This is a genomic window from Glutamicibacter halophytocola (assembly GCF_001302565.1).
GTDB lineage: Bacteria > Actinomycetota > Actinomycetes > Actinomycetales > Micrococcaceae > Glutamicibacter > Glutamicibacter halophytocola.
In genome coordinates this window covers 664,716-686,149 of the sequence record NZ_CP012750.1, presented here as the reverse complement: position 1 = coordinate 686,149, position 21,434 = coordinate 664,716, and the positions used below count along the sequence as shown (strand labels likewise).

15 protein-coding genes, 2 tRNA genes and 3 rRNA genes are annotated in these 21,434 nt (G+C 59.1%); 6 read left to right on the top strand and 14 right to left on the bottom strand.

Features of this window, described 5'->3' with window-relative positions; all coding sequences use genetic code 11:
- Positions 1 to 64 precede the first annotated feature (64 nt).
- The 3 genes from groL to AOZ07_RS03275 all read right to left on the bottom strand — a co-directional run bounded on the left by groL (position 65) and on the right by AOZ07_RS03275 (position 2,943).
- Positions 65 to 1,702 carry a chaperonin GroEL gene (gene groL / locus AOZ07_RS03285; RefSeq protein WP_060700692.1) on the bottom strand — a complete coding sequence of 546 codons (1,638 nt, stop codon included), beginning with the start codon at positions 1,700 to 1,702 and terminating at the stop codon, positions 65 to 67.
- 296 nt (positions 1,703 to 1,998) lie between these two features.
- The gene (locus AOZ07_RS03280) at positions 1,999 to 2,610 is read right to left on the bottom strand and encodes a LytR C-terminal domain-containing protein (protein WP_060700691.1); all 612 of its coding nucleotides are present in this window, start codon (positions 2,608 to 2,610) and stop codon (positions 1,999 to 2,001) included.
- Between the two features lie 42 nt (positions 2,611 to 2,652).
- Complete coding sequence (locus AOZ07_RS03275; protein ID WP_060700690.1) at positions 2,653 to 2,943, bottom strand: DUF3263 domain-containing protein; 291 nt, start codon at positions 2,941 to 2,943, stop codon at positions 2,653 to 2,655.
- A 156-nt stretch (positions 2,944 to 3,099) separates the two neighbouring features.
- Between AOZ07_RS03275 and AOZ07_RS03270 the strand changes: the two genes are divergently transcribed.
- Complete coding sequence (locus tag AOZ07_RS03270; protein WP_236995250.1) at positions 3,100 to 3,873, top strand: uracil-DNA glycosylase; 774 nt, start codon at positions 3,100 to 3,102, stop codon at positions 3,871 to 3,873.
- Here AOZ07_RS03270 and AOZ07_RS03265 read toward each other — a convergent pair.
- Positions 3,870 to 5,540: a threonine/serine exporter family protein gene (locus AOZ07_RS03265; protein WP_060700689.1), complete on the bottom strand. Its 1,671-nt coding sequence runs from the start codon at positions 5,538 to 5,540 to the stop codon at positions 3,870 to 3,872. The genes AOZ07_RS03270 and AOZ07_RS03265 overlap by 4 nt on opposite strands.
- Before the next feature lie 201 nt (positions 5,541 to 5,741).
- Between AOZ07_RS03265 and AOZ07_RS03260 the strand changes: the two genes are divergently transcribed.
- Positions 5,742 to 6,788, top strand: a complete 1,047-nt coding sequence (locus tag AOZ07_RS03260; RefSeq protein WP_060700688.1) for an Atu2307/SP_0267 family LLM class monooxygenase — start codon at positions 5,742 to 5,744, stop codon at positions 6,786 to 6,788.
- Positions 6,789 to 6,854: 66 nt separating this feature from the next.
- Here AOZ07_RS03260 and AOZ07_RS03255 read toward each other — a convergent pair.
- Positions 6,855 to 6,928, bottom strand: a tRNA-Val gene (locus AOZ07_RS03255).
- A 413-nt stretch (positions 6,929 to 7,341) separates the two neighbouring features.
- Here AOZ07_RS03255 and AOZ07_RS03250 point away from each other — a divergent pair.
- Positions 7,342 to 7,959, top strand: a complete 618-nt coding sequence (locus AOZ07_RS03250; protein ID WP_194943778.1) for a GNAT family N-acetyltransferase — start codon at positions 7,342 to 7,344, stop codon at positions 7,957 to 7,959.
- Positions 7,960 to 7,962: 3 nt separating this feature from the next.
- Here the strand turns inward: AOZ07_RS03250 and AOZ07_RS03245 are convergent, their stop codons facing one another.
- The 5 genes from AOZ07_RS03245 to AOZ07_RS03225 all read right to left on the bottom strand — a co-directional run bounded on the left by AOZ07_RS03245 (position 7,963) and on the right by AOZ07_RS03225 (position 12,912).
- Positions 7,963 to 8,889, bottom strand: a complete 927-nt coding sequence (locus tag AOZ07_RS03245) for a hypothetical protein (protein ID WP_236995249.1) — start codon at positions 8,887 to 8,889, stop codon at positions 7,963 to 7,965.
- Positions 8,890 to 8,891: 2 nt separating this feature from the next.
- Positions 8,892 to 10,541 (bottom strand): HsdM family class I SAM-dependent methyltransferase, encoded by a 1,650-nt coding sequence (locus AOZ07_RS03240; protein ID WP_060700685.1) that lies wholly within the window; start codon positions 10,539 to 10,541, stop codon positions 8,892 to 8,894.
- Positions 10,542 to 10,647: 106 nt separating this feature from the next.
- Positions 10,648 to 11,598 (bottom strand): DUF808 domain-containing protein, encoded by a 951-nt coding sequence (locus AOZ07_RS03235; protein WP_060700684.1) that lies wholly within the window; start codon positions 11,596 to 11,598, stop codon positions 10,648 to 10,650.
- A 200-nt stretch (positions 11,599 to 11,798) separates the two neighbouring features.
- Positions 11,799 to 11,875, bottom strand: a tRNA-Thr gene (locus tag AOZ07_RS03230).
- A 170-nt stretch (positions 11,876 to 12,045) separates the two neighbouring features.
- Complete coding sequence (locus tag AOZ07_RS03225) at positions 12,046 to 12,912, bottom strand: DsbA family protein (RefSeq protein ID WP_060700683.1); 867 nt, start codon at positions 12,910 to 12,912, stop codon at positions 12,046 to 12,048.
- 402 nt (positions 12,913 to 13,314) lie between these two features.
- On the opposite strand from AOZ07_RS03225, the gene AOZ07_RS03220 reads away from it, so the two are divergent.
- The 3 genes from AOZ07_RS03220 (at position 13,315) to AOZ07_RS03210 (ending at position 16,731) form a co-directional block, all read left to right on the top strand.
- Entirely contained in the window at positions 13,315 to 14,778 is a 1,464-nt protein-coding gene (locus AOZ07_RS03220) for an alpha,alpha-trehalose-phosphate synthase (UDP-forming) (RefSeq protein ID WP_060700682.1), read from the top strand.
- A gap of 40 nt (positions 14,779 to 14,818) precedes the next feature.
- Positions 14,819 to 15,598, top strand: a complete 780-nt coding sequence (gene otsB / locus AOZ07_RS03215) for a trehalose-phosphatase (protein WP_060700681.1) — start codon at positions 14,819 to 14,821, stop codon at positions 15,596 to 15,598.
- Between the two features lie 65 nt (positions 15,599 to 15,663).
- A complete protein-coding gene (locus AOZ07_RS03210) occupies positions 15,664 to 16,731 on the top strand; it encodes an ABC transporter ATP-binding protein (protein WP_060700680.1) in 1,068 nt (355 codons plus the stop codon).
- 118 nt (positions 16,732 to 16,849) lie between these two features.
- On the opposite strand, the gene rrf (AOZ07_RS03205) is transcribed toward AOZ07_RS03210, so the two are convergent.
- The 4 genes from rrf (AOZ07_RS03205) to AOZ07_RS03190 all read right to left on the bottom strand — a co-directional run bounded on the left by rrf (AOZ07_RS03205) (position 16,850) and on the right by AOZ07_RS03190 (position 21,379).
- Positions 16,850 to 16,966: ribosomal RNA gene (rrf, locus tag AOZ07_RS03205) — 5S ribosomal RNA — on the bottom strand.
- A 225-nt stretch (positions 16,967 to 17,191) separates the two neighbouring features.
- Entirely contained in the window at positions 17,192 to 17,827 is a 636-nt protein-coding gene (locus AOZ07_RS03200; RefSeq protein WP_075972406.1) for an IclR family transcriptional regulator, read from the bottom strand.
- Between the two features lie 133 nt (positions 17,828 to 17,960).
- Positions 17,961 to 18,077 (bottom strand): 5S ribosomal RNA (gene rrf / locus AOZ07_RS03195).
- 170 nt (positions 18,078 to 18,247) lie between these two features.
- Positions 18,248 to 21,379 (bottom strand): 23S ribosomal RNA (locus AOZ07_RS03190).
- Between the last annotated feature and the right edge of the window lie 55 nt (positions 21,380 to 21,434).

The following is a 21,434-nucleotide window of genomic DNA, read 5'->3' as shown; positions in this document are numbered from 1 at the left end:
TGGCCTGGTACCCGAAGGTACCAGGCCATCAGCGCAGGTGATGCACTAGATCAGCATGGAGGGCTTAGAAGCCGCCCATTCCGCCCATGCCGCCCATGTCATCGCCACCGGCTGGGGCAGCGCCAGCAGGAGCTGGCTTCTCTGCAACAACAGCTTCGGTGGTCAAGAACAGGCCAGCGATCGAAGCTGCGTTCTGCAGTGCCGAACGGGTCACCTTCACTGGGTCGTTCACGCCAGCTTCCAGCAGGTCAACGTACTGACCGGTGGCAGCGTTCAGGCCGTGGCCAGCGGCCAGGCCCTTGACCTTGTCGGCGACAACGCCTGGCTCCATGCCAGCGTTCAGTGCGATCTGCTTCAGTGGAGCTTCGATGCCAACGCGAACGATGTTCGCGCCGGTTGCTTCGTCGCCTTCCAGCTCAAGCTTTGCGAATGCAGCAGCGCCAGCCTGGATCAGTGCAACGCCACCACCGGCGACGATGCCTTCTTCAACGGCTGCCTTGGCGTTGCGCACGGCATCTTCGATGCGGTGCTTGCGCTCCTTGAGCTCCACCTCGGTAGCAGCGCCGGCCTTCAGCACAGCGACACCGCCGGAGAGCTTCGCGTGGCGCTCCTGCAGCTTCTCGCGGTCGTAGTCCGAGTCGGTGTTCTTGATCTCGGCTGCGATCTGGGCCTTGCGGCCGTCGATTGCGTCGGCTTCGCCGCCGCCTTCAACGATGGTGGTCTCGTCCTTGGTGATAACGACCTTGCGGGCGGTACCCAGAACTTCGAGGCCAACGTTGTCCAGGGACAGGCCGATTTCCTCGGAAACAACCTGGCCACCGGTCAGGATGGCGATGTCGGTCAGCATGGCCTTGCGACGGTCGCCGAAGCCCGGAGCCTTGACGGCAACGGACTTGAACAGGCCACGGATCTTGTTCAGGATCAGGGTGGCCAGGGCTTCGCCCTCGACGTCTTCGGCGATGATCAGCAGCGACTTGTTCGACTGCATGACCTTCTCCAGCAAGGTAACCATGTCCTTGACCGAGGAGATCTTCGAGTTGACGATCAGGATGTATGGGTCTTCCAGGACGGTTTCCTGGCGCTCTGCGTCGGTGACGAAGTAAGCGGAGATGTAGCCCTTGTCGAAGCGCATGCCCTCGGCCAGCTCCAGCTCCAGGCCGAAGGTGTTGGACTCTTCAACGGTGATAACGCCCTGCTCGCCGACCTTGTCGAGAGCTTCAGCGATCAGGCCACCGATTTCCTTGTCGCCAGCGGAGATCGAAGCGGTAGCAGCGATCTGCTCCTTGGATTCGATCTTCTTCGCTGCGGCGAACAGTTCTGCGGTGACGGCTTCTACAGCCTTGTCGATACCGCGGCGCAGTGCGATCGGGTCGGCACCTGCAGCAACGTTGCGCAGGCCTTCCTTGACCAGTGCCTGTGCGAGCACGGTAGCGGTGGTGGTACCGTCGCCAGCGACGTCGTCAGTCTTCTTGGCAACTTCCTTGACCAGCTCTGCGCCGATCTTCTCGTAAGGATCTTCGAGGTCGATCTCCTTAGCGATGGACACGCCGTCGTTGGTGATAGTAGGAGCGCCCCACTTCTTCTCTAGAACAACGTTGCGGCCGCGTGGGCCCAAGGTCACCTTTACCGCGTCAGCAAGGGTGTTCAGTCCGCGCTCGAGTCCGCGGCGTGCTTCCTCGTCAAATGCAATCATCTTGGCCATAGTGGCTTTCGGTCCTTTCGGGACGATTTTGCGAAAATGCAACCGACAGACAGCGCCCGCGACGGACGAGTGGACCGGTGCGGCATCGGGCCGGCAACCGTTTCAACTCTCGCTATCTGAGGTATTTTCCACGCTCCATCCGCCATGGCGCTAACCGGTGCGCTCGCGTTCCGCAGGGAACGCAAAAACCGACCGGCGTTAGCAGTCACAGCGTAAGAGTGCTAATACAAATATTGGCACTCTCGCATGGCGAGTGCAAGCCGGTCGGCTCTGAGCGAAGGGAATTTATGAACGAATTATTCGTTCAGCCCCAGCGGGTCATCGGTGCCCAGCACGACGCTGACCCGATCGGGAATGTTGTTGGTCTGCAGAACTTCGTCAATATTAAGGACTTCAGCAGCTTTTTCCGCGGTGGTGCGGTAGGCCTCTGACATGTAGTACACAGCGGAAACATCCGCCGGCTTGCTCCAGTTATCGGCGACGATGTTGGTGAACCCGGCTTCTGCCATGGCCTCTTCGCCAGCACCCGCGACGCCGGCAACATTTGCGCCGTTGTACACGCCGATCTTCTGGCCAAAGAGCACGTCTGCTTCATCAATGGTGCTGGATGGCGATGCGGATTCGCTCGGTGAAGCCTCCTGAGAACTATCGGCAGACTCCCCGCCGCCTTGGGACTGCAAGCTCTCATCGCTGGAAGGGCCCGCGAGGCTGTCTTTGAGCTGGGGGCCGAAGATGAAGGATGCTACGCCGATGGCCAGGACGATCACGGCCGTCAGCACTACCCACAGCAATTTGCCACCGGTTGACTTTGAGGCCGCGGACTGCGCCCATCCGTGCGCATGGTGTGAACCGACACGGGTGTTGAACTCCGGAACGCGATCAAATTCGTCACGCGGGTAGTTGGTCATTCTTGTCCTTGCTCGAGGTCTGACTGGTCACGGCAGGCTGGGTTATCGTCCCGAGCCGACCTTACCGCCCACACGACGTTTTGTTGAACGTGTTCTGCGCAGTCGCTTAACCAGCATCGGGTCGTAGGCCATCGCCGCATCCGTCTCAATCAGCTGGTTCAGCAGCTGATAGTAATTGGTTGGAGACATGGAGAACTGCTTGGTAATCGCTTGTTCCTTGGCTCCGGCATACTTCCACCACAATTTTTCCAAGCTCAGGATCTGTTGCGAACGTTCGTCGAGTTCCGAGTCTGGGTTCATCACAAAATCCACCAACAACTCTTTCTCAGCCATCCGTTCTCACCTCTGTCCTCGGCTCAGTTTTTGCGCATTTCATTCATGCATGTACTCCACCATTGGTAGACATACCACCGACATTCTAACCAATCTCTTTAGCTATCGCCGTGTGGCCTGGCACAGGCACGCCAGAAAAACGGAACAATAGCGTCTATGGATGAAATGCAAGAACCCCTGTTCGAGGCTCCTGGGCCACCGCCGGCACCCGTGTATGAACCAGCAGAATTCCCGTTCTTCCACGGCGCGCAATCCATGGCCGACCACGGATTTATTGCTCAAGATTGGGTTCCTGCGCTCAGCAAGCAAGATGAAAATCTTCGCCAGCTTGCCCTCGAATTAACCGAACGTTCATCACGAGGCGAAACATTGCTCCCCGATCCCGAGGTGATGTTCCGCGCACTATCTTTGCCTTTAGCTGAGGTCAAGGTCCTGATCATCGGCCAAGACCCCTACCCGACACCGGGGCATCCCAACGGATTGGCCTTTGCGGCCAACAAGCGTGTCCGCCCCTTGCCACGCTCGTTGAATAACATCTACAAGGAGCTCGAAGCCGACTTGGGGATCACCCCTGCGTCGCATCCTGATTTGAGTGCCTGGCAGCAACGCGGGGTACTGCTGCTCAACCAGGTGCTTTCGGTCACCGCAGGCCAGGCCGGTTCACACCAAAAGATCGGGTGGGAACCAATCATTGCGTCCCTGCTGTCCGCGCTGAACGAGCGTTCCGCTCCCCCGGTCGCCATTCTCTGGGGCAATCATGCACAGAAGTTCTCGCCTGCCCTGGGGAATCTGCCGCAATTGCGAAGCGCCCATCCATCGCCGCTCTCGGCTTCGAGGGGATTTTTCGGCTCAAAACCCTTTTCAGAGGCCAATCGGCTCCTGTCCGCACAGGGACAAGAGCCGATTGACTGGAGTTTGCCGCCAGCCTAGCGGCGGCGGATGCGTCGCCGTTCGCGCCGGGCGTTAGAGGTTAGCGGGCGGCATAGGGTTTCACCGAAGACGACTCCTCCGGCGATGGAGAGCATGATGGCCATCGCGTTAAACATCTCAACGAGACCTGTAGCCATGTCATCGACGTTGATCACGATGCCGTACATGGCCCGGAAGATCATGAGGCCTGGAAGCAGGAACATGACCGCCGGTGCTGCCAGAACCAGCTGCGGCGTGCGCAATTTGTCTGATGCGAAGCGAGCCGCAAAGCCGACGACCGTGGCGACAAGTGCTGGAACCGCACGGTCGCCCAGGCCCATGTTCTCGGCGAGCAGCTGCACGAGGTAGCCGCCCACCGCAATGCCAGCGGTAGGCAGCAGCAAGCGCAGCGCACTTTGCTCCGTAATGGCACCGGCAACAATGGCGACAGCTACCAGCACGACCAAGAGCCATGCGGGGTACTCGGTAGTCACGATCTGGTGTACATCGACTTCCCCGCCGCCGAGCACATCGGAGACCACCAAGGCGGCGGCAATGCCGCTCAAGATCGCCCCGTAGGTCAGGCTGGCGGAGAACAAGCGCCCCACCGCAGTCACCGGGAAACCGTTGATCGCATCTTGCAGCGCCGAGACAAACCGCCCCGAAGGCAGCAAGAGCAGGATACCGCCGGAAACCACCAGCGCCGGATCCAACGGAGCATGCAGCTGATGCCCAATCAATGCGATGCCGGTGATGACCATCGTCGATGCGGCAATAGTGAAGAATTCCGGGACCCGCCAGCGCGAGCCGTATCGGCCAATCTGGGTGACCAGGCTGGAGGAGAACATGGCCACCAGCGCACCAGCCCATGAGCCGCCAATGAAAAGCACAAATGCCGCTGCGAACAGGGCACGCCCGCAAGCGACAATCCACCGGGGAAAGGGCTTTGGCCGGCGCGTAATTTCTTTCAGGCGCTTGGCCGAAGCGCTGCGCGACACCCCGCCCGCGATGATGTCCGAGACCAGCTCATGCACCAGGACGAGCCCTGCGTAGTTGGAGGTGTAGGAACGGACCACGCGCAATACCGAATAGCTTTCGGCATCAGGCGGGCTGTAGTTCAAGTGCAAGGACTGGTTGGTGATGTCCACGTCCAAATGGCTCAAGCCCAGCGCTGCGGTCACCGCGATGATGCTGGTTTCCACTTCCAACGCGCCAGCGCCGTAGCGGATCAGGGTCTCTCCCAAGTCCAGGGCGAATTCCATGGTGCGGCGCGATGAAGCGTCCTGCTGGTCGTTGACCTTGGGATTGGCGTAAGGGGTTCCCTGCAGACGCTCGACAATGTTCAGCGCCTGGGTTGGCGGGGTGTCCGAGATCCACATTTTTGCCAGCAGCCGGCGCGCAACCGGGTTGGCGCGCGTTGGCATCAGGGTGATGCCTTCATCGGTGGTGTGGACCTGGCCGGTGCGCCACTCGATATCCGAGGCGTCGGCAGCGGCCACGTTGGCGCTGACTGCCGTGTTCAGCGGGAGCTCAGAAGCAGTGGGCGGCTCTTCTAGCGGTTCTTCCGGGTGAAAGCCCATGTTGATTTCACTGGTGGAAATACGAGGTAGTGCACCGGCCGATGGCGCCGGATCTTCGCCGATCCGTGGTGGCACTGCACCATGCTCTTCGTCAGATCGATGCGCCACTAATTTTGCCCCCTCAGCCAATGCTTTCCCATGCAATTTACGATACAACCCATGGGCAATAAGTTCGCGTGAACGTGCGTAAATCACTAGGTAGCGCCGAACACATTTCCCGGCAATTCCCGCCTGCGGAATATCGCTGGCCCGATGGTGGTTGCAAGCATTTGAACTTAGATGCTTTTGCATACATATCGGAGGTCATTGATGAGCAGCAAACTTCTCTTGCCGGAGATCGGCGCCGAAACCTTTGGCGACATCAGCGAGGACGCCCAGGGCAATCCGCTGACCCATGCGCAAGTGATTCGCAACGTCATCGCCCAGGGCCAGGCGGCCGAAGCAGCGAATCTGGACTTCTTTGGCGTCGGCGAACACCATCGCGATGATTATGCCGTGTCATCCCCGGAAATCGTATTGGCCGCATTGGCCAGCACCACCAAGCAGATCAAGCTGGGCACCGCCGTGACGGTCCTTTCCAGCGATGATCCGGTCAGGGTGTACCAGCGCTTTGCAACCCTCGATGCCATTTCCCAGGGGCGCACCGAAATCGTGGCCGGGCGCGGATCTTTTATTGAATCTTTCCCCTTGTTCGGCTTCGAGCTTGATGACTATGAAGCGCTCTACGAGGAGAAGCTGGATCTCCTGGCCAGATTGCGCCATGGAAATCCGGTGGTCTGGCACGGGAAGCACCGCTCCGCGCTGCGCAACCAGCAGGTTTATCCCCTGCTGGAGAACCAGCCGCTGACCACTTGGGTGGGCGTCGGTGGCAGCCCGCAGTCTGTTGTTCGCGCCGCGCGCCACGGGCTTCCGCTGTTCCTGGCCATCATCGGGGGCCAGCCCTCGGGCTTTGAAGGACTGGTGCATTTGTACCAACGTTCCCTCAAGGAATTCGGGCACGATGAACAACCGGTGGCCGCGCACTTCCACGGGTTGGTGGCCGGCAGCGACGAGGAAGCGCTGGAAACCCTCTGGCCTCATTACCAGCGGACCATGAACCGGCTGGGCGCCGAGCGCGGATGGCCGCCCGCGAGCAAGATGCGATTGCAGGCCGCCATGGGGCCGGAGGGGGCAATGATGGCCGGCAGCGCGCAAACCGTGGCTTCGAAGCTCGCCTCGGCCACCAGGAAACTCGGGCTATCCCGCGCTGACATCAAGTACTCAGCCGGATCATTGCCGCATGAGGCCATGATGAACAGCATTAGGCTGCTGGGCGAAGAAGTGAAGCCCCGCGTCCACGAATTGCTCGGGGCCTAGAGCCCGCTTCGCATGGCGAAGCTCCATGAACGCAAAAATGCCACCATCTCTGGTGGCATTTTTTCGTGGATCTTACTGGACTCGAACCAGCGACCTTTCGCGTGTGAGGCGAACGCTCTAACCAACTGAGCTAAAGATCCATACTTGCGCTTTGACCGCAGGGCCAAGCACCTAAATGATCTTAGCTGGTGATAACTCGCGCACCAAATCGGCAGCCTGCTTCAAGCGGCAGAGCGCACCGCGGCAGACGCGCTCAGACCCAGCCGCACGACGACCTTTCCGCCTCCGGATATGCCACATGATCAGCCCGGAAAAACCGCGCCAAATAGTTTATTTTCATGTCACCTGAAAGTAGCTGTTTCCACTTGTCAAAACGGGACTTTAGGCTCCATAATTTTTCTAGCTCATCGAGCTCAAACTGGACCCTACAAGGAAGTTGCCGGAAGCCGCCGGCATCGGTCCCCTCAAGGCCAACGAAACCGCACGGCAGGTCAGACCTGGTCGCGCAAAAGCCTCATTTTTCGTTCGTTCTTTTTCTCTAGGACCGTACCCAGTGTTTGAAAACCTGAACTTCTCCTTGTCACCGCTCTGCATTCTGCCAGAGCAGCGTGAAGAATTGGCACAGCTCTACCCTGTCATCGACCAGCGCTGGCACCAGAAATTCGACCGGCTCAGCCTGCTGGTCACGGTGCGCGACCGTGGCACGCTCGTGGCTGCCGGGTTGGTTCACGACTCGATCGTCGCACCCACCGACTCGATGAACGCCGTGGAGCTGGGCTGCATGGCCGTGCGCCCCGAGTACCGCCGGCTGGGCATCCGCCAGCATGTGACCTCATTGCGCCTGGAGCACGCAGTGCGCTCGGGCAAAACGCCCATCATCGTGATCGATGCGCAAAATCCTGCTTCCTGGGCCTTCTACGAACGCTCCGAGATGTGGGACCGCGAACGCAGCTTCGAACAGGAAGGCCGGCTGAAGTTCATCTACCGCGCTACCCGGGCCGCCTGGGAATGGGTGGAGAACTTGCCGCAGGCTGCAGAAGACCGCGTGGAGATCATCGCGCCGCCAGCCGCGATTCCTGCGCCATGTTTTGCCACAGCCCCGACAATCGGGCCGTCTTTGGGCATTCAGCTGCCCCGCGGCGACCAGATGCCGGCACTTGGGATGATCTAGAGCCTAGAACAGGGCGTCCTGCTGCTCGTCGACCCATTCATGACCGGGCAGCGGCGCCACTTCGCCGGCTCGGCGAGCGCGGGCCGCTTCGTGGAGGTCGATGGGGGTGACTTTAAGGACGGTGTCGACCATGGCATTAAGGAACTGCGCCGTGGCGATGTCCTGGGGCACCGGAGGGTGCACGCACCTGACTTCCGGGTTATCCGCGGCATCGTCCCAGTCGACCAGCAGCAGGCCGGTCGCGGTATAGCCAAACCCATCGCCGAAGTCCCGCAGCTTGCGGATCATGTCCACGGTGCGGCGGAAGGCCGCCGGTTCCGATTCAAGGATGGTGGCGCGTTGCACGAAGAAGAACCCGACCGCTGCCAGCGGATACCGCGCGCGAAGATTCGCTGCGTCTCCATAGGCTTCTTCATAGCGGTTGGCGAGGTTCTTGCCGAACGATGACGTCATGGCCTTGGTGCTCAGCAGCAGCTCGGGGCCGGTGGACCAATGGGTCATCACCACATCGGTCTGTTTCATGTAGGCGCGGCCCAGGATCCTCGCATCGGTGCTTCCGGACTTGCCGGCCATGATCGACTCGTGGACCTCGTCGGCCAATCGCTCCGGCAATCGGCGCAACAGGTCCAAGATGTCGCTGGAGAGCACCCGCGGCGCCTCGGGCCGCGGCCAGACAAGGTCTGCGTCGAATCCGGCACGACGCAGCTCGTGGGCCAGCCAGGCGTCCACGCCTTGGGCAAAGCGCCCGGATCGGGTGACGGCCTTATTGCGCACCGGAATGCTCAACAGCCGTTCCAGCACGGAATAGGACGGGTTGAATTCTTCGGTGACCGCGCCGTTGCTCAGCCACGGCGAGTCTTTGGCCGCTGACATCAATGTGGTATCAAATTCCGCAAAGGCCAGGGTTTTCTCAACCACAGGATTAGCCACGTTTATCCCTTCACCGCTTTGCTTCGCGCCTTGCGGCGATCGAGCATGTTGCTGCGTGCTGCGCGCAGGGTTTCCACCGCTGCCTGATCCAGCTCGAGCATTTGTTCCAGAACGATCCGGTCTACCGCTTCGGTGGCTTCTTGCTTATGCCCGGCCGCCAGCATTTCGCGCACCTGCGGCTTGATGGCGTGCAGTTCCCGTGCGAAGCGCTGCACCATGTCGATGGAAGGCACCGGAAGCACGTCGGCCTCGCGCGGTTCAAGCTTGAGGATCCCGCCGCCATAGGACCGCCCGACCATTTCGGCGCCCAGCATGGTCAGCGTGTTCAGCGAGGCCAGGGGCAATAGGCCGCGGCCCAGCTCGCGCACGTCCGCGCCGAGGTAAACGCCGTGGATCGAGTTGATGTGGTGCACGCCGGCTTCGTTGGCTGTCAGCCTCGGCGTATCAGCGTTCATATAGGTCATGAACAGATCCGGCACCGAAAGCACCGGCACCCGCCACCATGGCGAGCGCACCTTGCACTTGTAGGCCTGGTCCACGTTGGACAGCTCGCCGCTGGCCACAAGATGTTCCCCCGCGGCGCTCGGTTGGCCCGAGGGCCTGAACAGATAGGTCGCCGCTCCATGATCCCGCAGTTGTTCCCACCCGGGCTGGTCTAGCTCCAGTCCGCGAAGGTGCCTGGAGCCAGGCGGTGAAATGCGAATCAGGTCCGCTTCCGGCAGTCCGAGCTCGTGGATCTCATCGCTGCTGAAGGTGAACCACTTGTTATTGCCGGTGACCGCGCCGAGCGAAGTTTCGCCCCAGGATTTGAGCGGGGCGAAATGGCCCTGGGCGCTGGCGGCGGCGAGAATGCCCTGGGCTTCGAGCCCGACCAGCGAACCGGTCCAGCGATCCGCGGCACGCTGCGGTTCGTGGCGGGTGCCGGATCCGAGCTGGACCAGGTCCTGGGCGTTGCGGAATTGATGCAGCTGGAAATGGCCGCTGGGGCCCTGCTGGTAGCCTTCGGCCAGCAGCAGCACCACCTCTTCCTGGGCGTCGGTAAAGAGCCGTTCTTCAAAGACTGCCAGGTGGACGGTGGCAAAGCGCTCGAGCAGCATCGCCCGCACCACGCCGGCGTAGTTGACGAACATCAGTTCCGCGGGCAGCACCAGGGCCATCCGCCCGCCCGGTGCCAGGAAGCTGGTCGCGTGAACCGCGAAGGCCGCCCAGATGCTGGCCAGCTCGTTCAGTTCCACCCCGGCTGCTTTGGCCGCCAGCCGCGAACGCTGGCGATCCGTTCCCCGGTGCAGCTGGTAGCGCACATAGGGAGGGTTGCCGATCACCACGTCCATGTCCGCGGTGCCGTCGATATCAAAAAAGTTCGCTTGTTCAATTCGCGCGTTGATTCCCTGGGCGGCCAGCCGCTCGCGGGCCTGGGCCACGGTGGGCTCGTGCAATTCATAGCCCAGCAGCTGCACGCCGCCCTGTCGCTCCCCCAGCTCGCGATGCACGGCTTCAAGGAATTGAGCGTCACCGCACGAGGGTTCCAGGACGCTGGTGGCCTGGCCATCAAGGGCCCATTGCGCCATGAAGGCGGCAACGGGTTCCGGGGTGAAATAGGCTCCGCGCGCATGACGGGCGGCAACCGGCTCTTTTTGTTCTTTACTCAACACGCATCGATCTTTCCATGGCGGCCAGACAGTTTGGCTGGACGCGGATGACCGCGCCTGGGACGGCAACTTATCCATTGTACGCGGGGTGCCGGCCCGGGCTTGGGCCTTAGTGGGCGGCCTCGGCCTTGCCCTTGTTCCGCAGCTTTTGAATCCCCAGGACGATCACCGTAATGATCGCGCCCATGATGAATCCGGCCACGCAGGAGAATGCGGTATTGACGCACCATCCCAGCACCGCGCCTGCTGAACCGGTTGCGTGATGCACCAGCACTTCGACATGGTGCACAAAGCCGTACGGGGCGTGCCAGCCAAGTTCGTCCATGCCCACCAGCAACAGGTGTCCACCGACCCACAGCATCGCAACCACGCCGACCTTGCTGAGCACGGACATGATGATCGGCATGGCCTTGACCAGGCCGCGGCCAATTTTTTGCGATAGCTTGCGCGGCTTCGCGGCCATGTGCAGGCCGATATCGTCCATCTTCACGATCAGTGCCACCGCGCCGTAAACCACCACGGTCATCATGACGGCAACAACAACCAGGATCAGCGCACGGGTCAGGAACGGTTCGTGGGCTACCTCGTTGAGCGAAATCACCAGGATTTCCGCCGAGAGCACCAAGTCGGTGCGCACCGCTGAGTTGATGATGGACTTTTCATCACGCTCCTTGCCCGCTTCGCCGGCGCCGTGATGCTTGATCCAGCCGAAGGCTTCAAGAAGTTTTTCCGCACCCTCGAAGACCAGGTAGGCGCCACCGAGCATCAGGATCGGGGTCAGCGCCCACGGGGCGAAGTAGGACAGCAGCAGGGCGGCCGGCAGGATGAAGACCAGCTTGTTGCGGATGGAGCCCACCGCGATTTTCCAGATGATCGGCAGTTCCCTTTTGGGCGAAATGCCTTCCACGTACTGCGGCGTGACCGCAGCATCGTCGACCACCACCCCCATGGCCTTGGTGCTCGCCTTGGCGGCGCCCAGAGCTATGTCGTCAAGGGATGCTGCAGTCACCTTCACCAGGGCAGCTACGTCGTCCAAAAGTGCTACAAGGCCTCCGGCCATGGTCGGCTCCTTTAAATGGTGATGAACATCGGGCCGATCCGCCCTGGCTCAAGGATTGTGGTCTCGCTAGGAATTCTACCGGTGCGGTGCACAACCGGTTTGCAGGCACGGCTTCAGCTCCATGATGCTGGTGGCAGAAATGAAAGAAACCGCGTCATGGGAGATCATGAACACGGTTCTCATCTGGGCTACGTCCAGTGTGGAGCCCCCTACCGGATTCGAACCGGTGACCTTCAGTTTACAAGACAGACGCTCTGGCCAGCTGAGCTAAGGGGGCGTACCGGATAAGAATATCTGAAAACACCGCTGGTCTGCGAATCGGCAGGGGTTGCGGGCAAGACAAAGGGGAAGAAAACCACGGATGGCTTTCTTCCCCTTTGTATTGGTGCGAGATCAATAAGAAATTTTACCGGATCGCGCCTGGTTGTCTAGAGCCTGGCTTTGGACTTACTTATTGGCCTTGATCGCTTCTTCAACCTTGGTCGGGAAGTCATCGGTGCCCAAAGCGAGTTCCTTGCCCTGGATGAAGATCGAAGGGGTTCCCTTCACGCCATCGTACTGGCCTGCGGTGGTCGCATACTGGACGAATGGGCGGAACTTGTCGCCCTCGATGCAGTCGCTGACCGATTCGCTGGCTCCATTGTCCACTGCCATCTGGGCCAGTTCAGCGTTCTTCATTTCGCCCTCTGGGTAGTGGCCCCACAGTGCCTTCACGAACTTCATGTAGGCAGCTGGGCTCTCATCGGCGACGCAAGCAAGAGCGTTGGCGCCACGCGAGGAGAAGTTGGTTGGCGAACCGCCATCGAGGTATCCAACGTTGCGGTACTCGACGTTAACGTCGCCATTGGCCAGCCATTTTTCGATCTGGTCGCCGTAAGTGGCTTCGAAGTCGGCGCAGTGCACGCAATTGGCATCCACGTACATGGTGATATTGATTGGCTCGCCCTTCTTGGCGACAATCAGGTCACGCGGTTCAGGAGCAGCCAGCGGCTCTTCGGGAGCGGTCAGCTTCGTAACGTCTACCTGGTCGGTAGTTTTCTCAGCAACCGAGTCAGCGGAAGTTACCACGATGCCGCCGGCAGCCGTCGCGCCCTGAGGAGTGGCACCGCTGTCTTCAATCTTCGCATTGTTGTTTCGGACGATCAGCGTAACTACCAGTGCGATAACAATAATGACGGCGACAAGAACGCCAAGCTTCACGAAAAGTGACTTGCGTTTTTGAGCGGCTTCTTGGCTGGCTCGTAGCTGGGCAGCCTTTTCGCGAGCGCTCGCGTTGCGCTGCGCCTTAGTTGGGCGCGGATTATTCGTAGACATAAATTTGGTGGTTCCTCAGTCAGCAGCGAACAGTCATCTGGGTCAAGCTTAGCCAACTCTTTGCGCAAATATCCCTGAAAACCCCAGATTGCCCACCCTTCACAGGACACGCATATCTTGTGCATACAGCGCCCAAAGCGCGACCCGAGCCTGTACTTGAGCATTCAACCAAGTCATGGGCGCAAGGCATCCGATTCAGGGCAGGGCCCGCTGTGACGCACCGCTTAGCGTGCCTCACCTCACATGGCAAGAGAAAAAATTCAGTATGATTTTAATAGGAGTGGCTTTTCACCAAGGCCTTCCGCAAAGCGCAGCAGAAAAAATCGAATACAAAGTCATTCACTCAGAACCGACGAATCCGCACCCCGCCGGTGCACAGTTTGATCAAACCAGGAGGTTTAAGTGGGTACCCCAGCACCAAGCCAAAATACCGAGCAATCCTACGATTTGGTAGTCGTAGCCAACAGGCTGCCCGTTGACCGGATCACGAATCCCGACGGGACACAAGGCTTCCGGCGTTCTCCCGGCGGCCTGGTGACTGCTCTGGCGCCGATCATGGCAGCTTCGGACGGTGCTTGGGTTGGATGGCATGGTGGTGTTGACGAAGAATTGGAGAGCTTCGACAAGGACGACATCCATCTGGTCCCGGTTCCGCTGAGCGAAGACGATCTGGAGCTGTACTACGAAGGATTCTCGAACTCCACCTTGTGGCCGCTCTACCACGATGTAATCGTGCCTCCGGAGTACCACCGCACATGGTGGGACCGCTACAAGAAGATCAATCAGCGCTTTGCCGACGCGGTGCTGAAAATTGCCGCCCCGAATGCCACCGTATGGGTCCATGACTACCAGCTGCAGCTTGTGCCGCAGATGATCCGCTTGGCGCGGCCGGATCTGAAGATCGGCTTTTTCCTCCACATCCCGTTCCCGGCAGCCAGCCTCTTCTCGCAGCTGCCGTGGCGTACCCAGATCCTGCAAGGCCTGGCCGGCGCCGATCTTGTTGGTTTCCAGCGCGAAGCCGATGCCTCCAACTTCCTGCGCTGCCTGCGCCGCTTTACCGACTACTCCACCAAGGGCGACGTCGCCACTCCCCCTGCTGACAATCAAATGCAGAATCTCTGCCGGGCCAAGGCCCACCCGATCTCCATTGACACCGAGCAGATCGCAAAGCTTTCCCGCGACCCGCAGATCATTGCCCGCGCCGCGCAGATTCGCAATGAGCTGGGCAATCCAAAAACCGTGATTCTCGGTGTGGATCGCCTCGACTACACCAAGGGCATTCGCCACCGACTCAAGGCCTACGGCGAGTTGCTTGCGGACGAGCAACTGCGCGCCGGTGATGTGTGCCTGATCCAGGTGGCCAGCCCGAGCCGCGAAAACGTCGACACCTACATGGAGCTGCGCGACCAGGTCGAACTGATGGTGGGGCAAATTACCGGACAGCACGACACCCTGAGCCACACCACCTTGCGCTATCTGCACCAGTCCTATCCGCTGCGCGAGATGATTTCCCTCTACCTGGCAGCCGATGTTTTGCTGGTGACCGCGCTGCGTGATGGCATGAACCTGGTCGCCAAGGAATTTGTCGCAGCCCATCAGGATGGCCGTGGCGTGCTGGTGCTTTCCGAATACACGGGCGCCGCTGACCAGCTGACCCAAGCCGTGCTGGTGAACCCGCACGATATCGACGGCATGAAGGACAAGATCATCCAGGCCGTCAATATGAACGAGGCTGAGCAAGAGAAGCGCATGCGACGGATGAATCGGCACCTGAAGGTGAATACCGTGGCCCGCTGGTCAGAGGTTTTCCTCGCGGAACTTGCTGAAATCAGCTCCGCTTCCTCGACAGATGCCATCGTCCGCTAGCCCGGCACCAGCATCCGCACACTCTCGATGGGATACAAACGTGTCTGACCTCGACCCAGAACTGCACGCCGCGCTGAGCAGGTTTGCAGCTCATCAGAATATTCTTGTGGCCTTGGACTTTGACGGGACAATGTCGCCAATCGTCGACCGCCCCGAGGACGCCCGGCCTCTTCCGGAGTCTGCCGAGGTTTTTGAAAGGCTCAGGCAGCTGCCTGGCGTTTTTGCCGCTTTGGTTTCCGGCCGCAATTTAGCTTCCCTGGCGCAGGTTTATCCCGAGCCCCTGCCGGAAATCTGCATTGGCTCGCACGGTGCTGAGCGCCTGCTGCCAGAGCCCTTCAAAGGGCAATGGATCGAAAAGCCGCTGAGCAGCGAACAGCAGGATCTGCTGGCTCGCATCACCAAGGAACTCGCGGCCGTGGCCGATTCCTACGAGGATGTCAGCTTGGAATACAAGCCTTCGGCGACCGTGCTGCATGTACGCCGCGCAACAACAGCTGCCGCCGACGCCGCGCTCAGCGAGGCCAAGGCCGCTTTGAACGCCATGGGCCGAGTCAAGCTCCTCGAGGGCAAGGCGGTCCTTGAAGCCTCGGTGCATCAAGGAGACAAGGGCGAGAGCTTAACGTGGCTTAAAGATTTGTTACAGGTTGATGCGGTGCTTTTCATCGGTGATGACGTCACCGATGAAAACGGATTCAAGGTACTGGAGCCCAATGATCTTGGGATAAAAGTAGGTTCCGGGCCGACTCTGGCCACGCATCATATAGCTTCTCCGCAGCAGTTGCCAGAGCTTTTGCAAATTCTGGTTTCCATGCGAGACTAAAGTGTCCTATTTCACTTTCACTATGGATCGTCGGGCACGTACCTGCCCGTGAAAGGATTGTCATCATGGCAACTGTGACCTTTGATAAGGCCACCCGTATCTACCCAGGCGCTCTCGTGCCCTCCGTGGATGCAATCGACCTGGAAATCCAAGACGGAGAATTCCTCGTGCTCGTGGGCCCGTCGGGTTGTGGCAAGTCCACCACCTTGCGCATGCTCGCAGGCTTGGAAGAGGTCGATTCCGGTCGCATCCTCATTGGCGACAAGGACGTGACCAACGTCCCGCCAAAGGACCGCGACATCGCAATGGTTTTCCAGAACTACGCGCTGTACCCTCATATGACCGTTGCCGAGAACATGGGCTTCGCGTTGAAGATTGCAGGCGTAGACAAGGAAGAGCGCAACCGCCGCGTTCTGGAAGCAGCCAAGCTGCTCGACCTGGAGCAGTACCTGAACCGCAAGCCGAAGGCTCTCTCCGGCGGTCAGCGCCAGCGTGTGGCCATGGGCCGCGCAATTGTCCGTTCGCCCCAGGTCTTCTTGATGGATGAGCCGCTGTCCAACTTGGACGCAAAGCTGCGTGTGCAGACTCGTACCCAGATCGCTTCGTTGACTCGCCGTCTTGGTGTCACCACCGTATACGTGACTCACGACCAGGTTGAGGCATTGACCATGGGCGATCGCGTTGCAGTGCTCAAGGATGGCGAACTGCAGCAGGTCGGTACTCCTCGCGAGCTCTATGACCGTCCGCGTAACGTCTTCGTTGCCGGCTTCATCGGCTCCCCGGCCATGAACCTGGTCAAGCTGGAATCTGCTAACGAGCAAGTGGCCTTCGGCTCTACCCTGATCCAGGCTCCGGGCGCCCAGGGTGGAACCACGCTGGGCTTCCGCCCGGAAGACATCGAGATCGTGGGTGCCGGCGAGGGCGTAGAGATCATCGTTGACGTGGTCGAAGAACTCGGCGCAGACGCCTACATCTACGGTTCTGCTGAGCTTGCTGGCGAAACCCAGGTGGTTGTGGTTCGCGTTGATGGCCGCACGCCACCTGCACGAGGCCAGAAGCTGAACATTGCGCCTCGCCCGCAGCACATGCATCTGTTTGATACAGAGAGCGGCCTGCGTCTCAGCGAAGCCTAAACCGCGCGAAGCCGAGGGCCGGAAAAGCTGTCTTTTCTGGCCCTCGGCTTTTTCGCATTAACGCGCCGGTTAAACATCGAAGGCCCCGAACTTTCGTTCGGGGCCTTCGGCAAATTATGCCCGGCGATGACCTACTCTCCCACACCCTCCCGAGTGCAGTACCATCGGCGCTGTGGGTCTTAGCTTCCGGGTTCGGTATGGGACCGGGCGTTTCCCCCACGCTATGATCGCCGTAACTCTATACCTCATGGCTAGCCATGGGAAAACTACGGTGTCATCCGCGATTGCGACAACTCCATAACTATATCAGGCCTGCTGACAGGGTGCCAATCCAGAGGCAGGTCAATAAGGTGTCCTTCGGCACACGCCGGCGCATGTTCACCACCCGTGGAGCGGCCTCACGCTTTCGGCAAGCTGGCGGTTCCCCCGGCATCCACGGTGCCCGACGGCTTTGCCCGGGCTAGAGGGCGCCTGGCTGGAGGCGCGAATCCAGTTGCGCAGAAAGCTCATCGGCCGCTGAGCACACCGCGGCACCGTGGGCCGCTACCGCTTGCTCGCCCATCCGGAAGCTCGGTCCTGCAATGCTCAGGGCCGCGACGATCCTGCCCTGCGCATTGCGCACGGGGGCGCCGATCACTGTAGCGTCGGGGTCCTCGACGGCCACCATCACCACATAGCCCGGATCCGGGACCCGCCCCTCCAGGACTTCTCCGGTCACCGATCCGCCCATGGGAACCGTTCGCCCTTCCCAGCCGTCGAATCCGACATACCGGACGGGCAGCGAGCTTTGCACCTCGCGCAGGAAGGTGCAGGTGTTGGCCGGGCTGGGCACTGCCAGGTAGCTGGACTCCGAGGTCTGCTCCGTCAACAGGCCCATAATCGGCCCGGAAGCGTCGATCAGGTCCTCGACGCTGGTCTGGTCATTGACTACCCGGGACTGGACGAAATGCTGCCCGAGGGAATATTGCCCATCACTGGCCCGGGAGACGTAGCCCCAGTGCTCAAGAACGCGCGGCATCCGCGATGTGGTGCTGGTGGGCAGGTTGCTGGCACGGGCAATGTCGCTAAGGTGCCGCGGTCCCCGGTCAGCATCCAACGCTCTTTAAACAGGAAAAAAAAGGGGGGCCAGGCACCCACCCGAACCCCCACCAACCTGTTTTGCTGGTTAAACAAGCAAGGGCCCTGACACAAACTGTGTCAGGGCCCAAACCACATATTATCCAAGTTAAGTCCGGCGGTGACCTACTCTCCCACACCCTCACGAGTGCAGTACCATCGGCGCAATGGGCCTTAGCTTCCGGGTTCGGTATGGGACCGGGCGTTTCCCCCACGCTATGACCGCCGTAACAATCACGAAGCACACAAACCAACCATTCCTGGTCATATGTGTTTCCAGTGCCAGGACCGAAGCCCTGCACCTGCAAAAGTTTTATGGTTTCAGAGGTTGTTGTCTCGTAACCGCATAGTGAACGCGAGCAGCATTGAAAAATTGTTAGTTCAAATAATGCTTTATTGTGTGTTGAAAGTCATCGGCCTATTAGTACAGGTCAGCTACACAAGTCTTCAGTCCTTGCTTCCACATCCTGCCTATCAACCCAGTGGTCTAGCTGGGGGCCTCACACACTCAAGGTGCATGGAAATCTCATCTCGAAGCAGGCTTCCCGCTTAGATGCTTTCAGCGGTTATCCCTTCCCAACGTAGCTAATCAGCGATGCACTTGGCAGTACAACTGACACACCAGAGGTTAGTCCGTCCCGGTCCTCTCGTACTAAGGACAGCCCTTCTCAAATTTCCAACGCGCGCAGCGGATAGGGACCGAACTGTCTCACGACGTTCTAAACCCAGCTCGCGTACCGCTTTAATGGGCGAACAGCCCAACCCTTGGGACCTACTCCAGCCCCAGGATGCGACGAGCCGACATCGAGGTGCCAAACCATGCCGTCGATATGGACTCTTGGGCAAGATCAGCCTGTTATCCCCGAGGTACCTTTTATCCGTTGAGCGACGGCCCTTCCACGAGGTGCCGCCGGATCACTAGTCCCGACTTTCGTCCCTGCTCGAGCTGTCACTCTCACAGTCAAGCTCCCTTGTGCACTTACACTCGACACCTGATTGCCAACCAGGCTGAGGGAACCTTTGGGCGCCTCCGTTACATTTTAGGAGGCAACCGCCCCAGTTAAACTACCCATCAGGCACTGTCCCTGAACCAGATCATGGTCCGAAGTTAGGTGACCGATACAGCCAGAGTGGTATTTCAACGATGACTCCACCTGAACTAGCGTCCAAGCTTCACAGTCTCCCACCTATCCTACACAAGCTGCACCGAACACCAATACCAAACTATAGTAAAGGTCTCGGGGTCTTTCCGTCCTGCTGCGCGTAACGAGCATCTTTACTCGTACTGCAATTTCGCCGAGTTCATGGTTGAGACAGCGGGGAAGTCGTTACTCCATTCGTGCAGGTCGGAACTTACCCGACAAGGAATTTCGCTACCTTAGGATGGTTATAGTTACCACCGCCGTTTACTGGGGCTTAAATTCTCAGCTTCGCCTTACGGCTAACCAGTCCTCTTAACCTTCCAGCACCGGGCAGGAGTCAGTCCGTATACATCGTCTTGCGACTTCGCACGGACCTGTGTTTTTAGTAAACAGTCGCTTCCCCCTGGTCTCTGCGGCCCACACCCGCTCACAACTGCAAGAGCTGATCACGAGGCAGGCCCCCCTTCTTCCGAAGTTACGGGGGCATTTTGCCGAGTTCCTTAACCATGATTCTCTCGATCGCCTTAGTATTCTCTACCTGATCACCTGTGTCGGTTTGGGGTACGGGCGGACTGGGACCTCGCGCCGATGCTTTTCTAGGCAGCATAGGATCACCGAATCACCCACCAAAGCGGGCGCCTATCAGGTCTCAGAACATATGAGCGGCGGATTTGCCAACCACTCTTCCTACACCCTTGGACCAGGTCAATTCCATTGCCTGGCTCGGCTACCTTCCTGCGTCACACCTGTTAATACGCTGACCTCACTGCATCGGTTCCCACCACATCACACAACCAACAACCCGAAGGCTGCAACAATCATGATCCATCATGGTTAGCATCCACAGCTCAGTATGGGCGGTCCTTCGCCGGTACGGGAATATCAACCCGTTATCCATCGACTACGCCTGTCGGCCTCGCCTTAGGCCCCGACTAACCCAGGGCAGATTAGCTTAACCCTGGAACCCTTGATCATTCGGCGGACGGGTTTCTCACCCGTCATTCGCTACTCATGCCTGCATTCTCACTCGTATAGCGTCCACCGCTGGTTTCCACCGCGACTTCACCCGCTATACGACGCTCCCCTACCCATCCAAACACCCAATCGAAACCAGGTTAATATTTGAATGACGCAACTTCGGCGGTGTGCTTGAGCCCCGCTACATTATCGGCGCGGAATCACTTGACCAGTGAGCTATTACGCACTCTTTCAAGGGTGGCTGCTTCTAAGCCAACCTCCTGGTTGTCACAGCAACTCCACATCCTTTCCCACTTAGCACACGCTTAGGGGCCTTAGTTGGCGTTCTGGGCTGTTTCCCTCTCGACTATGAAGCTTATCCCCCACAGTCTCACTGCTGCGCTCTCACTTACCGGCATTCGGAGTTTGGCTAAGGTCAGTAACCTTGTAGGGCCCATCGCCTATCCAGTAGCTCTACCTCCAGCAAGAAACACGCAACGCTGCACCTAAATGCATTTCGGGGAGAACCAGCTATCACGAAGTTTGATTGGCCTTTCACCCCTACCCACAGCTCATCCCCTCCATTTTCAACTGAAGTGGGTTCGGTCCTCCACACGCTCTTACACGCGCTTCAACCTGGCCATGGGTAGATCACTTCGCTTCGGGTCTAGACCGTGCCACTCAAACGCCCTATTCAGACTCGCTTTCGCTACGGCTACCCCACACGGGTTAACCTCGCGACACAGCACTAACTCGCAGGCTCATTCTTCAAAAGGCACGCCATCACCCAGGAACAAGTCCCAGGCCCTGACGGATTGTAAGCGCACGGTTTCAGGTACTATTTCACTCCCCTCCCGGGGTACTTTTCACCATTCCCTCACGGTACTGATTCACTATCGGTCATCAAGTAGTATTCAGGCTTACCAGGTGGTCCTGGCAGATTCACACAAGGTTTCACGGGCCCCGTGCTACTCGGGTATCAACACTAGAACGGCAGACACGCATTACACCTACGGGACTATCACCCTCTATGGTCCGGCATTCCAACCGATTCACCTATACGCCTGCACCTCATCCCACCAGCAAGATAGCACTGGTACATGTCAACCCCACAACCCCGATGATGCAACGCCTATCCGCTATCACACACCAACCGGTTTAGCCCCATCCGCGTTCGCTCGCCACTACTAACGGAATCACTATTGTTTTCTCTTCCTGCGGGTACTGAGATGTTTCACTTCCCCGCGTTCCCTCCACACAGCCTATACATTCAGCTGCAGGTCACACCACATAACATGGTGCGGGGTTCCCCCATTCGGAAATCCTGGTATCAACGTCCGGTTATCGACTCCACCAGGCTTATCGCAGATTCCCACGTCCTTCATCGGCTCTTGATGCCAAGGCATCCACCGTGCGCCCTTAAAAACTTCAACACAAAACAAAGTTCTCAGAATTGAGCAATAAAACAATCTAACAAAATCACGCAGA